This window comes from Rhizobium sp. P2_G9 (assembly GCF_056403475.1).
Window position 1 is genome coordinate 35,255 of the sequence record NZ_JBFUFK010000001.1, and the last position, 14,220, is coordinate 49,474.

Annotated in this window: 12 protein-coding genes; 3 read left to right on the plus strand and 9 right to left on the minus strand. The window is 56.9% G+C overall.

Going from position 1 to position 14,220, the window contains the following annotated elements:
* Positions 1-230: 230 nt before the first annotated feature.
* The 5 genes from AC1DYF_RS00140 to AC1DYF_RS00160 form a co-directional block, all read right to left on the minus strand.
* Positions 231-575, minus strand: coding sequence for a hypothetical protein (locus tag AC1DYF_RS00140; RefSeq protein ID WP_477873979.1), 345 nt, complete (start codon positions 573-575; stop codon positions 231-233).
* A gap of 230 nt (positions 576-805) precedes the next feature.
* Positions 806-1,390 (minus strand): WcaF family extracellular polysaccharide biosynthesis acetyltransferase, encoded by a 585-nt coding sequence (locus tag AC1DYF_RS00145; protein WP_477873981.1) that lies wholly within the window; start codon positions 1,388-1,390, stop codon positions 806-808.
* 416 nt (positions 1,391-1,806) lie between these two features.
* On the minus strand, positions 1,807-2,817 hold the full coding sequence (gene galE / locus AC1DYF_RS00150) for a UDP-glucose 4-epimerase GalE (RefSeq protein WP_477873982.1): 1,011 nt from the start codon (positions 2,815-2,817) through the stop codon (positions 1,807-1,809).
* On the minus strand, positions 2,814-3,935 hold the full coding sequence (locus AC1DYF_RS00155; RefSeq protein WP_477873984.1) for a glycosyltransferase family 2 protein: 1,122 nt from the start codon (positions 3,933-3,935) through the stop codon (positions 2,814-2,816). Before AC1DYF_RS00155 ends, galE begins: the two co-directional genes overlap by 4 nt.
* Before the next feature lie 82 nt (positions 3,936-4,017).
* On the minus strand, positions 4,018-4,374 hold the full coding sequence (locus AC1DYF_RS00160; protein ID WP_477873986.1) for a hypothetical protein: 357 nt from the start codon (positions 4,372-4,374) through the stop codon (positions 4,018-4,020).
* A 577-nt stretch (positions 4,375-4,951) separates the two neighbouring features.
* Here AC1DYF_RS00160 and AC1DYF_RS00165 point away from each other — a divergent pair.
* Both AC1DYF_RS00165 and AC1DYF_RS00170 read left to right on the plus strand, forming a co-directional pair.
* On the plus strand, positions 4,952-6,559 hold the full coding sequence (locus AC1DYF_RS00165; RefSeq protein ID WP_477873988.1) for a glycosyltransferase: 1,608 nt from the start codon (positions 4,952-4,954) through the stop codon (positions 6,557-6,559).
* 242 nt (positions 6,560-6,801) lie between these two features.
* Positions 6,802-7,536, plus strand: coding sequence for a class I SAM-dependent methyltransferase (locus tag AC1DYF_RS00170; RefSeq protein ID WP_477873990.1), 735 nt, complete (start codon positions 6,802-6,804; stop codon positions 7,534-7,536).
* A gap of 88 nt (positions 7,537-7,624) precedes the next feature.
* Here AC1DYF_RS00170 and AC1DYF_RS00175 read toward each other — a convergent pair whose 3' ends face one another.
* The 4 genes from AC1DYF_RS00175 to AC1DYF_RS00190 are packed head-to-tail and all read right to left on the minus strand — an operon-like array spanning position 7,625 to position 12,577.
* Positions 7,625-9,226, minus strand: a complete 1,602-nt coding sequence (locus AC1DYF_RS00175; RefSeq protein WP_477873992.1) for a glycosyltransferase — start codon at positions 9,224-9,226, stop codon at positions 7,625-7,627.
* Positions 9,223-10,437: a glycosyltransferase family 2 protein gene (locus AC1DYF_RS00180; RefSeq protein ID WP_477873994.1), complete on the minus strand. Its 1,215-nt coding sequence runs from the start codon at positions 10,435-10,437 to the stop codon at positions 9,223-9,225. Before AC1DYF_RS00180 ends, AC1DYF_RS00175 begins: the two co-directional genes overlap by 4 nt.
* Before the next feature lie 3 nt (positions 10,438-10,440).
* Entirely contained in the window at positions 10,441-11,742 is a 1,302-nt protein-coding gene (locus tag AC1DYF_RS00185; protein WP_477873996.1) for an ABC transporter ATP-binding protein, read from the minus strand.
* Positions 11,732-12,577, minus strand: coding sequence for an ABC transporter permease (locus AC1DYF_RS00190; protein ID WP_477873998.1), 846 nt, complete (start codon positions 12,575-12,577; stop codon positions 11,732-11,734). Before AC1DYF_RS00190 ends, AC1DYF_RS00185 begins: the two co-directional genes overlap by 11 nt.
* A 674-nt stretch (positions 12,578-13,251) precedes the next feature.
* Between AC1DYF_RS00190 and AC1DYF_RS00195 the strand changes: the two genes are divergently transcribed.
* Positions 13,252-14,196, plus strand: coding sequence for a glycosyltransferase family 2 protein (locus tag AC1DYF_RS00195; protein ID WP_477874000.1), 945 nt, complete (start codon positions 13,252-13,254; stop codon positions 14,194-14,196).
* The last annotated feature ends 24 nt before the right edge of the window (positions 14,197-14,220 follow it).

A 14,220-nucleotide genomic window follows, 5' to 3' on the forward strand; every position in this document is an offset into this window, starting at 1 on the left:
GCCGCCACAACGCGCAGAAAATGTGAAAGTTCAAGCTAGCAGATGCGGCATAAGATCGCTATCGCCTTTTTGTGAGTAGCAGACGATATGCTTTTATCAATTTGGAAGACGTTAGGCGAACAAAAGGCTGCGCACGACTGCTTAAGAGTTTCGTCCACCCTCTGTTCCCCGGCCACTTTATAAGACCCTGTTGGGCTGAGCGTGTGGCGAATGTGAGCGAAGAAGATGCTCTAAGCGGGAATTGCGAGCGCCAACACATTGTTGCCGATGTCGCCGCCGACAGCAATCTCGATCTCTCTGGGAATGGCACCCTGATCATCTTCGGAGGGGTCCGTGCGAGACATGAAAACTATTTCGATCAAGCCTTGAGCTGTCAGCGCCACATCGAACAGGTTATGCGTATCTTCCCGCGTCCCGCGTTTTACGGTGATATAACCCAGCCGTTGCGCTTGCGCCAGAAACTGGATTTCGGTCGGCTTGATGATTGCAGGGTCGAGGCGATAGGAGCCGGCGAAACCTTGAGAATAAATCTTTTCATCGAGAAAAATCAGCAATTCCCTGATCGATGCGAACATGATTCTCTCCTGACGCGCCCTCAAGATAGCAAAAACGGGTGCTCATGAAACCTGAATATCAAAATAATCTTAAGAATATTATTAGAACGCACTAAGACTGACCGTCTGACCGGGCGGCTAAGGTCAGGCAAGCTCCGCCGCGGCGCTGTGTGTTTGCACCATGCAACCCTCAAAGCCGAAGAACGAGCTCTCAAGCCGGTATTCCTGCTTTGCCGGGAGGTGCAGCCTCGCTATTCACCTTCCGGCGGCTGGTTCTGATTGCGCATTCCCTTGGAGATCGCGGGCTGTCCGGCAACGATGGTGAGTTCCGGCACGTCTTTGAGCACCAGGCTGCAGGCCAAGACGACTGCACCCTTCCTGATCGTTACGCCCGGCGCGATAAAGCAATTTGCCGCAACCCAAGCCTGATCTTCGATCACAATCGGCTTGGTCACCATGTCGAATGTGGGCTTGTGGAAATCGTGTGTGCCGGTCACGAGCTTCGTATATTGCGACACGACGGCATCACTTCCAATTTTGATTGTATCGAGTGTGTAGACATCGACGAAATCGCCAATCCATGCCCGGTCCCCGATCTCCAGCCGCCACGGATAAGTGACGCGGACACTCGGCCGTATAATGACGCCTTCTCCAATGCGTGCACCAAACAGCCTGAGCAGGAAACGACGCCAACCATACATGAACTGAGGCGAGGTGTGCATCAGCAGCGCCTGGACGATCCACCAAAGCTGCACTTTGAACGGAGAAGCGCCGCGCAGATTATCCGGGTTGCGATACCGGCTTAGATCCTGCGTTTTCGAATTCTGAGCAACCACCAACCAAACCTCCGAATCATGACCGTACGCTCTAGAGGCCAAAAGCGGCCTTTCGGCAAGAGAAGGCTTCCTAAAATGGCGGAAGGGTGGCCGAATGGCGTGCCAGCGTAAGAAATGCGATGCCGAGTCACAAACGAACCGGATAAAGTCAGGCGCCCGACATATCCGCCGGTCTGTAGGCGCCGATCACGCCGCCTCGCCAACTGGTGATGCTGCCGTGAGGAGATTGCCGGTCAGTCAAAAACGCTCGACCCGCAATAGATCTATTTCCGGGGCCATCCTTTGTCCGGAGGACCAAACGCGCTTCGACCGGCGGCCAATCCGCTTCAGTTCGATCGACGCAAGCGCGATATGGACGATAGAAATGGGAAAATTGCGTCGATGCGTTGGCAATCAAACATTGGCCCGAACGGTTATCAGGCCTGCTCCAACATTTTTTTCTTGTTGAGTCGAGAATTCGTGGTGTTATGCCATTGCCAAGCGGTTTCGACGATCGTCTTCAACTTGGACAGCTTCGGTTTGAAATTCAGTACTTTTTTCGCCCGGCTGGGATCTGCAACCAATATGGCGGGATCGCCTGGCCTGCGCGCGCCCGTCACCTGTGGCATACGCTTGCCGCTCACTTTTTCCACCACGCGCAAGACATCAAGGATGGAGCTTCCTTTTCCTGTTCCCAGATTGAATGCATCCGTCTGGTGACCGTCCAGCAGCAATTCCAGGGCGGAGACATGTGCGTCGGCAAGATCGCTCACATGCGTATAGTCCCTGATGGCCGTGCCATCCGGTGTATCGAAATCCGAGCCGAAGATCTGGAAATCCGGAAGCAGGCCCTGGACATGCATGATCGCCCGCGGAATGATGTGCGGTTCCGGATCGCGCTTTTCGCCGATGCAGCCGTCTGGGGATGCGCCGGCAGCGTTGAAATAGCGCAAGGAAATCGATCGCAGTCCATAGGCGTGATCGAAATCGCCAAGCATCTGTTCGCAGATCAGCTTGGTCCTGCCGTAGGGGTTGATTGGCTGCTTTTCCGAAACCTCGACGATCGGCATAATCCGCGGTTCGCCATAAATGGCGCAGCTCGACGAAAAGACCAACGGCACGGAACCCGCCTGCCGCACTGCGTTGAGCACCGAAAGCGTTCCGCTGACATTGTCTTCGAAATATTCCGCCGGGTGAATGACGGATTCACCGACATAGGCACGCGCGGCGAAATGCATCACCCCGACGACACTATGCTTGCGGATCGCCTCCACTATGTGAGCAGTGTCCGCTATCTCGCCATGAACCAGCGGACCCCAGCGAACGAAATCGCGATGGCCAAGGGAGAGATTGTCGTAGGTGACCGGTCGAAAGCCGGCTTTGGCAAGCGCGAAACAGGTATGGCTGCCGACATAGCCGGCACCACCGATGACCAAGACATGCTTCATCCTGCTCTCCCCAGCTTTGCGATGGCGCTGCTGGCCTGTGATGATTTTTTCGTCGCGCTCACGCCCGGAGGATTGAATGCGGACAGTTTTTCGTAGAGCGCGCGCTTCGCTTCCCACCAGGCATCAAGGCTCAATTCCGTTGGATCAAGCGACAAGAAAAATGGCCCTGTATGCTGGACGGGCGCATAGCCAAGGCGCCGGCGTATTGTGCCGGTGAGCCGACGAGCCACGGCGTGAGGCCACCGGTCTAGCGCGAATTTGCGTAGCGCAGATGGATTTGTAAGAAGCAGTTTGTAGGCATATTTTAAGCAAGCCCTGAATTGCAATCGGCTTGCCAGATTGTCGAGCGAAAATTCGTAGACCTTGGCCATCGCCAGTTTCTTGCAAAACGCCGGCAGCTGCGGATTGCGCGCCAAATGGCGTTCGATGACCATGTTGAAGGCCCGCACCATCCGCTTTCGATCACTGGACATATTGCCTTCGTAAACACGATATCCGACGTGATGCTGGGGGACACACCTGATTTTGTATTTGGCGGCGATCTTGAGCTCGAAATCCAGGTCCTCACAGCCCCCCGCCTTGAGACGGACGTATTCCTCCTCATAGCCGCCGACTTCTATCGCGACTGCGCGGGTGACGAGAATGCTGCTGCCATTGCCGACCGGGTGGATGACGATGTGCGGCGCGAGTGAAAAATCGACCGCTGGCCAGAACCAGCTGCCGCGCGGGACCCGATCATCGGTGTCGATGATGCGATAAAGCGAGAAACACGCAACGACGTTTTCGCCGCCTTGCTCCAAAGCAGAAACCTGGCTTGCGATTTTCGACGGATGCCAAAGATCGTCGGCATCCAGAAAAGCTACATAGAATCCTTTGGAGATTTCGATACCGTAATTACGCGCGGACGCGACGCCTCCATTTTCCTTATAGTAATACTTAACATTGCTGAATTTTTCGGCGCAACGTCGTGCAATAGCTGCCGTACCGTCCGTCGATCCATCATCGACAATGATAATTTCAAGATTGTCGTAAGTTTGATTTGCAGCGCACTCCACCGTGCGCTGCAAAAAGGCTGCAGCGTTATAGGCCGGAATTATTACACTGACGCGCTTGCTCATATCGATTTTGGATCTCCTCCCTCCATCTCCACTTAAGATAAGTTTTATATCGATAATAATCAATCCCCATTGTTTTACTTAGTTAATCGCAGGATGCTTTGGGTTTATCCTGAAATTGTGGCGGGAAGGAAACCGGGTGCGGAAGTTTATCGTGTGAAATTTCAATTTTTAACTGTCTCATAATGAAAATGATCACCGCAAGCACCAATGATACAGCCACCGCAAGATAATCGTAATGATTGTATCTTGCGCATCGCCTTCTCATAGTGGAGAAGCTCGTCGAGGAGGGGCTAGCAGTTACTTTCCCATCTTCTACAACAACGCCGTAATCACAAGCAATTAGAGCTTTACGACGATGAATGACGACTATAGCAGTACCGAAGTAATCCCGAATGCCGAGAACCTTGACGATCTTATCCTCCGAGAGACCGTAGATCAAGTTTGTGGCTTCATCCAGACCGAGAAGCCACGCGACAAATATCGAATTGGCCGTCCTGGGCCAGGGCCTTGACCGCGATCAGCGCAGAGCCCCGCCGTGATGGCATGCGGAGCGAAGCCGTACATGATATGCACCAAAGGTTCCGCAGAGTAATTTCTCCCTCTGCTACCGAACCCTGCGCGTGGTCAGAAGCTGTATGATCAGGCCGATGCCGAGGCTGCAACGGCGCCTGCGGTATTGCCGGAGAGGATAACGACTGGAAATAGCCAGCGGCAGAGGCGCGGGATCGGGTAAAGGCGCTTTCCGCGCCTAATCCTAAACAGCGGTACTATGCGATGTTCCGTATCAAAATTGCTTCGATTTGATGAGCCGTCAGATAGGATATGACGGTAATGTTAAACATAGAAAAATATGATTTCCGTTGCATATATATGTTTTCTTTATCTGCATGCTTTATGAAGTGGTCGGTTGATATGTTGCTGCGCTCACGTCACTACTGGACTGGATGGATAGTGTTTTCCCTATACACTGGGCAGACTTTCACCGCGGATTGTTCTTACGAAGGATATGCCCAGGCATGAGTTCTGCAGACACCGAATGGCCGGTCTCGGTCGTCATAACGATCTGTAATCACGCGCATTACCTGGCGGATTCGATCGGGTCGATCTTGTCGCAGACCATGCCGGCCGCCGAGATCATCGTCGTTGACGACGGCTCCAGCGACAATGCTGCCGAGCTTGTATCCCGACATAGCAGTGTCAGATACATCCGCCAGGTCGACCAAGGCCTGTCGGCGGCGCGTAATACCGGCCTGCATGCGGCCAGTGCGAAATTGATCCTGTTTCTCGATGCCGATGACCGCCTGCTGCCGGAGGCGCTCGAGACCGGCGTGGCATGCTTTGCCCATGCTCCAGCCGCGGCCTATGTGTATGGCGGGTATCGGACGATATCCGAGGACGGCCGGCCGATCGGTGGCGATCGTTACACTGCCATTGGCGCCCGTCCTTATGAGGACCTGCTACGGGGAAATGTCATCGGCATGCATGCCGCCGTTCTTTACAACAGTAAGGTCCTGGCCGACGAGGGTGGCTTCGATACCGGCCTGAGACGCTGCGAGGACTATGACGTCTATCTGCGTCTTGCGGCCAGCTATCCGGTCGCCTCTCATCCCGCCATCATCGCCGAAGATCGCTGGCACAGGTCCAACCTGTCGGCCGATCATTCGGCCATGCTGGAGACGGTTCTCCGGATTCATAGTCGGCACGAACGTCAGGCGGACCCGGAACTGCAGCAGGCCTGGAACGACGGGCGGATCATCTGGTCGGAATATTATACAATGGAAATGCTGAAATCTGCCTGGGCCTCGATCAGGCAAGCGCCGTCGCCGCGGCTCGCGTGGAAGAACATCAGGTCATCGCTGCGTTCAAATCCATCTTTCGTTCGGCGCGAAGTCGCTCAGAGGATTTCCGCCAAGCTGCCGCGCAGCGTGGATGTCGCGATCCGGCGCCTGCTCGGAAAGAACTTGCCCGTGGGGGCGGTCAGATTGGGTGATCTCGACCGCATCACGCCGGTCAGTTTGAACTTCGGCTGGGATCGTGGCACGCCTGTCGACCGTGTCTATGTAGAACAGTATCTCGAAGCCAACAGGGACTGCATTCAGGGCCGGGTGCTCGAAATCGGCGACGACAGCTATAGCCGGCAGTTCGGCGGTGACAAAATCACATATCAGGATATCCTGCATGTGCATTCGGGAAACCCGATTGCCACAATCATAGGCGATATCTCCGTGGCGGGCACGTTGCCTGAAGGCGCATTCGATTGCCTGGTCCTAACCCAGACCCTGCATTTGATTTACGACATGAAGTCCGCGCTTGCCGAATTGCACAGGGCGCTGCGGCCCGGTGGAACGTTGTTGCTCACTGTTCCCGGGATTACACCGATCGATCGAGGCGAATGGGGCGACACCTGGTTCTGGTCGCTGACCGCTGCCTCCGCACCGCGTCTGGTCGGCGACGTCTTCGGCCGGGAAAATGTCACCTTCGATGTCTATGGCAACGCCTATTCGGCAACCGTGTTCCTGCAGGGGCTTGTGTCCGAGGAAGTGGATTTGGCCAAGCTCGAGGCAAAGGATAAGGCCTTTCCCGTCATCATCGGTCTTCGGGCGACGCGTTCTCATGATGCGTAGAATCGGAAGCACTGTTCACCGGTTTTACAGGGCGCTTGAGAGCCCGGATAGGCAGGAATCCGCTTGCCTGGGTGGTGATAATCGCTCAATCTTCGTTCTCTTTACAACACTATACCGCCGCCGCATTGGCGAGTTTCGCGGATATACGCACGTGATGACGAGAACTGTTCGAGTGTTCGATGAGGAGGGCTGGTCCGGTATGATCGAGGAAAATGGGTCCAGCCGACGGATGGGAGACTGAGATGGGGGAGGATTGGGCCAGCCGTCTGGGAGACATGGAGCAGTGGTATCGGGACCTGCTGCAGAAGAGCGAAGGCGAGCTTGACGAATATTTCGACCACGAGCTCCTGCGCCACAGGCCGTTTCTCGAATCGTTGCGCGGCAAGGTGATCGATATCGGCGGCGGGGCAGGGCTCCCGGCCCGCTTCCTCCATCCGAGCTGTGACTATTGGGTTATCGATCCGTCTGATGTGTGGACGGATCCCGAATGGCTGAAGTTCGGATCACGGTTTCGCCCACCTGAGTTACAGATCCATTTCATTCGCGCTACGGGGGAGGACCTGCCGTTCGAGGATCGCTCCTTTGACGCCGCCATGGCTTTCTGGAGCTTCAACCATATGGAAGACGCGGCCTCCTGCCTTGTGGAGATCGCCCGTGTGCTCAAACCCGGCGGGTCGGCCTATGTCGTGCTCGAAGATATGGAACCGACCTGGGGAGACATCGGCGGCTACAGCGCCAGGCGATTGGCCGCTCGCTTCGGAATGGATGGTGGAGCGAGCCGGGACTGGCACCGGGGGGACATCGTGGGCCTGAAGGCAAATGTGCGACAGAAGCTTTCGGGAAACCCCTGGCCGCTTCAGGACGACCATTTTCTCATCACCGAAGAAGCTTTTCGCGCCTGGTACGGGCCTCTGTTCCGCTTGCAGTCGCGGCAATGGCGTGGCGGCTTCCTGACCTACGAACTCGTTTCGCGATAGCGCGAAAAATACGGGTATGCTCTTGTGTCGCCGTCGGCAAGGTAGGCCAGCCAGTCATCTGGGCGGCCACTTTTCTGTTGTCGCCGACTTACTTTGTCCGTTCGATGGCGGCGAACAGCATGACCGTCCCCTCCTCGCCATGAGATCTGAGCAGGCCCTCCTCGAGGTCCCTCGTCCCCATCCCGTGCAGGGCGGCGATGGCGCTTGCGACGTTTCCATACGGGTGAACTTCGATGCAGTCGCCAGGGAAATTCTGCTGCAGCAGTTTGCATACGCCGGCATAAGTGAAGCGCCACAGATCCTCAGTTCCTGCCAAGGGTGGTAGAAGCGCGGGAAAGGAAATCAGAGCGGTGCCGCCTTCCTTCAGCCGATTGCGTATCGTGGCTAGGAAAGACGCGATGTCGGGCACGTATTGGACGATGTCGATCGCTATGATGCAGTCGAAGCGCAGGTCGGCCGGAGGAACATTTCCCGGTCTGCCGACGATGACGGTTTCTATAGCGTGGCCGAAGTTCCGGCTGCGTGAATCGTCGCCATATTCGAGGATTGCGCCAGTGATCCGATCCCTGAAACGAAGACAGAATTGGCGGGCGAATTCACGATCGACTGCCGTTCCACGGGTGCTTTCGCCAGCAAAAAGCGGGCTCGGCGTCTTCAAAGTTCCCCAGCTTACCGACTTCAAGCGCCGTTTGTCGTTCCGAAGAGCCCGGACGACAGCGTGGGCGCGATTGCGCAGTGCCGACGAGATCGTGATTCTCAGGCGCCAGATCGCGTTGTCGAGACGATATAGCCAGGGATGGCTGTATCGCGCGAGCGCGAGCCGAGCTGTAAACCTGAGCCTCCAGCCGGCTCGCGGCTCGCCGTCGATATAGGAACGCACTCTTTCGAAGTAGGATTTCTCGATCGGGTTCGGTTGGTCTCCCGACCATTCGCCGCTCGCGTCGGCAATCTGATAGCTCAGCGAATACTCGTCGTCGGGGCTGTTGCGGTATTTTGTCCAGATCCCGCCATGCAGATAGACATTGGTTTTCAGAAACACCTTCGTGAAGAACACCATGTCGTCATAGAGTCTGGGAAAGTCGTCGTCGAAACCTCCCGCGACATCCAGCAAATCGTGCCTGAACATGCTGGCCGAGGGATAAGGCGAAATGTCCTGAGCACCGCGCGCGGTTGCCAGCAGCAGGCGTCGAAGCACCTGTTTTCCGTCATAGATTCGATCGGCGCGCAGGCCGAGCACCGACGTCCAGTTCTTGAGCCTGTCGCGAGGACGGCCTGTCCAGTCATACCAGAATGAGACCTTGCTATAGAGGATGCCGATATCGGGAAACCGATCGAGCAGCGCCACCTGTTGCGAAAGTTTTTCCGACAGCCAAAAGTCGTCGGCATCCAGCATGGCGATGTATCTGCCGCGGGCATGACGGAAGCCGAGGTTGCGCGAGGCGCTCTTTCCTCGGTTCGCGCCACCTTCGTGTTCCAAGACCCGGATTCTTTGCGGATAGTCGCGGGCATAAGCATCGACAATGCTTCGCGCGCCGTCCCTGGAGCCATCGTCGACGATCAGAAGCTCCCAGGATTCGTAGTCCTGAGCGATGACGCTTTTGATCGCATCGCCGATGAAGCGTTCGGCGTTATAGAAAATAATCACGCACGAGACGACCGGCGAGCCCTCGTCATGACCGTGACCGTTCATTTCGACGGCTCTGACTGCGCCGCGATCCTGGCGGCAAGCAACTTGGCGCGGTCGTAGGTTCCGGTAAGCGCAACGCATGCGCCGACGAATTGCTGCAGCAGCAGCGCTTTCGGCATGGTTGGCGCCTTGGGTCGGGGCGAGGCCAGTTCACGAAGCATGGCGCGGATCCACCAGCGGATGAATGTGTTGGCCTTAGCCCGCATCTCGGGATCGAAATCCCGGATCTTGGTGAGGAACGCCATGCAACCCATGCCCCAGCTTCGCCTGATCTGGCGCCTCAGTCCTTTCATGTCACGCCGGTGCTCGTGCATGACCAGCATCTGGGGCTCGTAGACAAGGTCGTGGCCATGCCGGACCACTTGGTAGAGCGCATCGAGATCGCCGCCGCCCGGCAGGGCCGCGCCCATATCCAGGCCAATGTCGAAGCCTTTGAGCCCGCGCATCACCTCCACCTTGAACGCCATGTTGCAGCCGTTGCCGAAGGCCGTCGAACACGGATAAAGCGGATCGGAAGGATATTCGCGTCCGAAGACGATCGGCAGGAAGCCCTTTCTGAAGCCGCCGATGCGCTCGACGACGATCTGTGCTTCGGTTTCCAGCGCGAAGGGCAGCGTCTGGCCCGTATAGGCGCCGGCCGATGGGGACATGGCCCAGGCACGGTAGAGGCCTCTCATCCAGGCGGGGTCGACCACGGCGTCATCGTCGATAAAGGCGAGGATTTCCCCCTTTGCCTCGAGAAGCGCCCGGTTTCGGGCAAAGTTCAATCCGGTCTTCGGTTCGAGCACGTAGCGCACACCGGGAAAGCGCGCCGCCACGTCCCGCGTTTGCGTGGTGACCGATGCATTGTCGATGACCAATATTTCCGGCTGTATGACGCTTTCCGGCAGGTCAAGGGCGTGGATGGCAGTCAGGCAGCGGCTCAGCAGGTCCGGATGATCCTTGGTGCAAATGACGATGGTGACCTGCGGCATCGGCCCATCAGCTATCGTCTCGGTCTCCTGCTGGTTCAGGCATTCCGGCGCAATCTCCTTCTCGATCCAGGCCGTCAGATCGGCTGCCCGGAGCGTGGACCCAGGCTGTCGATCCGCCATCAGAAAGCCCAAGGGCCGCTGGCCTCGCCTGACGTCGAGCGCGATCCCGCTGCAATCGGAAGGGATGGTTATATCCTGAGCCTGTCCGGCGATATCGACCCGCTCGATAAGGTATCGCATGGTTCAGAGATCCCTTGCTTCGGAAGCAGAATTGTCGAGCCGGTCAATCGTCCAGGGCAGTCTCGGGCGGAAAGCGCCCGGCCAATGGCCAAACCAGCCATCCCTGCCATTGGGGCTGTCGAGAAGTTCGCACGAAATCAGCCGCGGCATCTGATAGGTGAGTTCATGCTCCCGAACCACCTGCAGGCTGAAATAAAGCGCGCCCTCGTTCAGGAGGTCGGCGGGGAAGAGGCATGTTTCGCGATAGTGTCCCCGAGCCCGTGCCGGTCTGGGGTTCCATGAGCCAAGTTCGCAGAGCAGGATGCCTTCGGCATTGTGCACAAGCCAGACCAGGTTGATATCCGCATTCTCGAAGGCGTTCACATAGTCCACCGCGAGGCAGAAGGGCGAGCCGATATCTATGGGATCGCCGGGCCTGCCATCCACCGGATAGATCGCGACGCGTTCCAGCCGGAAATCATCGTCTCCAGGAGCGTTTGAAGGATCCCAGGTCTTGAGTGGAATGCCCTCGACGCCGGAAGAAAGCTTCAGATACTCATTGAGAACGTCGGCTGTCTGGCCATCCCCCCGCAATTGCCCGGCTTCGAACCACAATGCGCGTTGACAGAGGGATTGAATGGCCGTCAAGTTGTGGCTGACCAAAAGGATGGTCCGTCCGCTCTTTGCCACATCCGACATCCGGTCCATGCATTTTCGCTGGAAATTGGTATCACCCACCGCCAGGACTTCATCGACCAGGAGGATTTCGCTTTCCAGGTGCGCAGCGACGGAGAAGGCGAGCCGCATATACATGCCGCTGGAATAGTGCTTGACGGGCATGTCAAGGAAGGCTTCGACGCCGGAAAAGTCGATGATCGCGTCCAACTGCCCGGCAATCTCACGTTTCGACATTCCCAGGATCGCACCGTTGAGGAATATGTTTTCACGTCCGCTCAGCTCGGGATGGAAGCCTGCACCGACTTCGAGCAGCGAACCGACGCGGCCGGAAAATCTGACGCTGCCCTGCGACGGCGGGGTGATACGAGACAGGATTTTCAACAGCGTGCTTTTTCCAGCGCCGTTATTGCCGACAATGCCCACGATCTCGCCGCGGTTGATGGTGAAAGATATGTCCTTGAGCGCCCAGAATACGCCGTTGTCGCGTTGCTCCGTGGGCGTCCTGCCGGCAACTCTTCTGCCCAGGGCGCGGCCGAATTCCGTGAGGGTTTCCGACAGGGTGGTGCGCTTTTGCCTGCTGTAGCGCTTCCAGATGTTGTTTACGGTGACGGCAGTCTCGGAACTATGGGCAGGGACACTATACGACATCGGCGAACCGGCCCTCCAGACGATTGAAGACAAGGATGCCAATGGCAAACATTGCCGTCGAGACCAAGGCTGAGACGCCGATCATCAGCCAGGGGTCGCTTGACGTGCCAAGGCTCCAGCGCATGCCCTCGATGACGCCAGCCATCGGGTTGAGCGCCATCGCCATCCTGTATTCGGGCGGCAGAAGCTTTGTCGAATAGATCACGGGAGAGGCGAAGAACCATGCCTGAGCCAGAAAAGGCACGATGTGCTTGACGTCCCTGTAGATGACGTTGACGGCGGCAAGGAAAAAACCCACGCCACAGGCTGCGAGAAAGGCAAGGCCGACGAGTGGGATGACGATCAGCATCTTCAGGGAAAGCGGAGTGTGAAAATACTGCAGGACGATGACTGCGAAGACGAGCGCGATCAGGAAATCGACAAGGGAAGACAGGATGGCGGAAAGAGGAATGGCCAGTCGCGCAAAGTAGCTCTTGCTGATCAGGCCGTCATTGTTGACCAGGCTCGACGCGGCGTTGATCATGCCGTTGGCGAAGAAATTCCAGAGCACCAGACCGGAGATAACGAAGACTGGATAAGGCAGGCCATCGGAAGGAATTCCGATGAATCTGCCGAAGATGCCGCTGAACAGGATCAGCGAGACGAGCGGCTGGATGAGAATCCAGGCGAGGCCCACATAGGTCTGGCTATAGCGAACCTTGAGGTCACGCCAGACGAGGAACTGGACGAGTTCGCGCCAGAGATAGATCTCGCGTAGTGTTTCGGCGAGAGATTTTCTTTCTGCCGAAATGAAGACATTCTGCCGTGAATGATGCTGTTCCGCGAATTGAGCCATCTGAAGGCGGCAACCCTTTTAAATAGTTTCGTGCGCGCCGGACTTTAGCAACGTGCCATTAGTTTTATCTTAAGGTCGGCTGTGTGCCGACAAGGATTGGATTGCGTCTGCCGGATGACGAAACATATGTTTCGGTGACCGGGCTTTTAACATAAGCCGCATCAAATCGTTAGAAAATTTACTGTAGTCATTCTGCTGTGTGGTAAATGCTGTCAACGGAGCGGAGCTTGGTCGGTCCTGCATGAATGAAGTGTCGTCTGAGCGCCAAAGTTACCTCGCAGCCGCAGCCTGTTCTGCCGGTCTGTCCTTCTTCTTGGCGTGCGAAGCTCGCATTAAGAGGACGTCCTGTGTCGGCGAATCTCTGCTCCGGTACGCCGATACGATCGAGGTTCGCGTGCCTGAAGTCGGCGACGACCATTGCAAACAGTTCGGCAAGGGCAAGATCGACAAACCGGATGTACTGATCTATGGTGCATCTATACCTGGATGCAATGATCGCGGGCGACCTTTGGCAGCAGGATTGCCTGCCGGAGGAGGAATTAGACTGCAATATTCTGACCCGGGCTCTTCATCTGACACTAGTCGCGCTGTTGACTCGCTGCACCGGTGGTTGCATCCAGGTGGCACTGCGCTTGTGACCGTGCCGGTCGCCTCCCGGAAGACTGGATATATCCATGGCTGACGCTCGGTCCGGCATTTGCGTGGCGATTGCCTGCTACAATCACGGCCATTTTCTGGCCGAGGCCATAGAAAGCTGCCTTGCGCAGACCCTGCTCCCAACGGAGATCATCGTGGTGGACGACGGGTCCTCCGACAATACGGCTGAAGTGGTGCGCAGTTTTCCCGGGATTCGCTATGTCTGGAAGAAGAACGGCGGGCTGTCCTCGGCGCGCAATGCCGGGCTGCAACAATCAAAGCAGGATTTCATCCTGTTCCTGGACGCGGATGACCGGCTGCTGCCGACAGCGCTCGAAAGTGCGCACGCGGCATTGATGGGCTCCCCCTCAGCAGCGTTCGCGTTTGGCGGATACCGGGAGATCGATGTCGCCGGAAACATGCTCTTCGAAATGCATCCAGATGGCGCGCGCGCCAATCATCCGGGGCTCCTGCGCGGCAATCATATCGCCATGCACGGCACCGTCCTTTATCGTCGCGATATGCTGGCCGCCAGCGGCGGTTTTGATGAAAGCCTGCGTGCCTGTGAGGATTTCGACATCTATCTCCGCCTGTCACGCAGCCATCCGATCCGTCATTACGATGCATCTGGTGCCGAGTACCGGCGTCACGAGGCGAACATGACGCGGAATTTTGCCAATATGCTCAGGCTTGCCAAGCGCGTGCTCGACAAGAACAAGCCTGGTCCGGAAGACGAAAACTTGTTGCTGGCATGGAGGGAAGGCCGGTCTTTTTTCGAAGAATATTACGGGAGCCTGATCGTCGAGCAGATCCTTCGAAACATCTTCCAAAGGCGGAACCTGGGTGCTGCCTGGCGCGACCTGCGGGCAGGTTTCGAAGTCGACGATCACTTTTCACGCCGGCTCGCCGTCACGACCTGGAATTTTTTCTCGGCCCGTATTTCCGCAAGGCTGCGGATGAACGGGGGGGGAGGGGCAAGTTAGATGCCGGCAAATCTCTTTCGACGC

Coding starts and splice junctions, on each gene's coding strand:
- AC1DYF_RS00140 (WP_477873979.1), bottom strand. CDS start 575: ATGTTCGCATCGATCAGGGAATTGCTGATTTTTCTCGATGAAAAGATT.
- galE (WP_477873982.1), bottom strand. CDS start 2,817: ATGAAGCATGTCTTGGTCATCGGTGGTGCCGGCTATGTCGGCAGCCAT.
- AC1DYF_RS00155 (WP_477873984.1), bottom strand. CDS start 3,935: ATGAGCAAGCGCGTCAGTGTAATAATTCCGGCCTATAACGCTGCAGCC.
- AC1DYF_RS00165 (WP_477873988.1), top strand. CDS start 4,952: ATGAGTTCTGCAGACACCGAATGGCCGGTCTCGGTCGTCATAACGATC.
- AC1DYF_RS00170 (WP_477873990.1), top strand. CDS start 6,802: ATGGGGGAGGATTGGGCCAGCCGTCTGGGAGACATGGAGCAGTGGTAT.
- AC1DYF_RS00175 (WP_477873992.1), bottom strand. CDS start 9,226: ATGAACGGTCACGGTCATGACGAGGGCTCGCCGGTCGTCTCGTGCGTG.
- AC1DYF_RS00180 (WP_477873994.1), bottom strand. CDS start 10,437: ATGCGATACCTTATCGAGCGGGTCGATATCGCCGGACAGGCTCAGGAT.
- AC1DYF_RS00185 (WP_477873996.1), bottom strand. CDS start 11,742: ATGTCGTATAGTGTCCCTGCCCATAGTTCCGAGACTGCCGTCACCGTA.
- AC1DYF_RS00190 (WP_477873998.1), bottom strand. CDS start 12,577: ATGGCTCAATTCGCGGAACAGCATCATTCACGGCAGAATGTCTTCATT.
- AC1DYF_RS00195 (WP_477874000.1), top strand. CDS start 13,252: ATGGCTGACGCTCGGTCCGGCATTTGCGTGGCGATTGCCTGCTACAAT.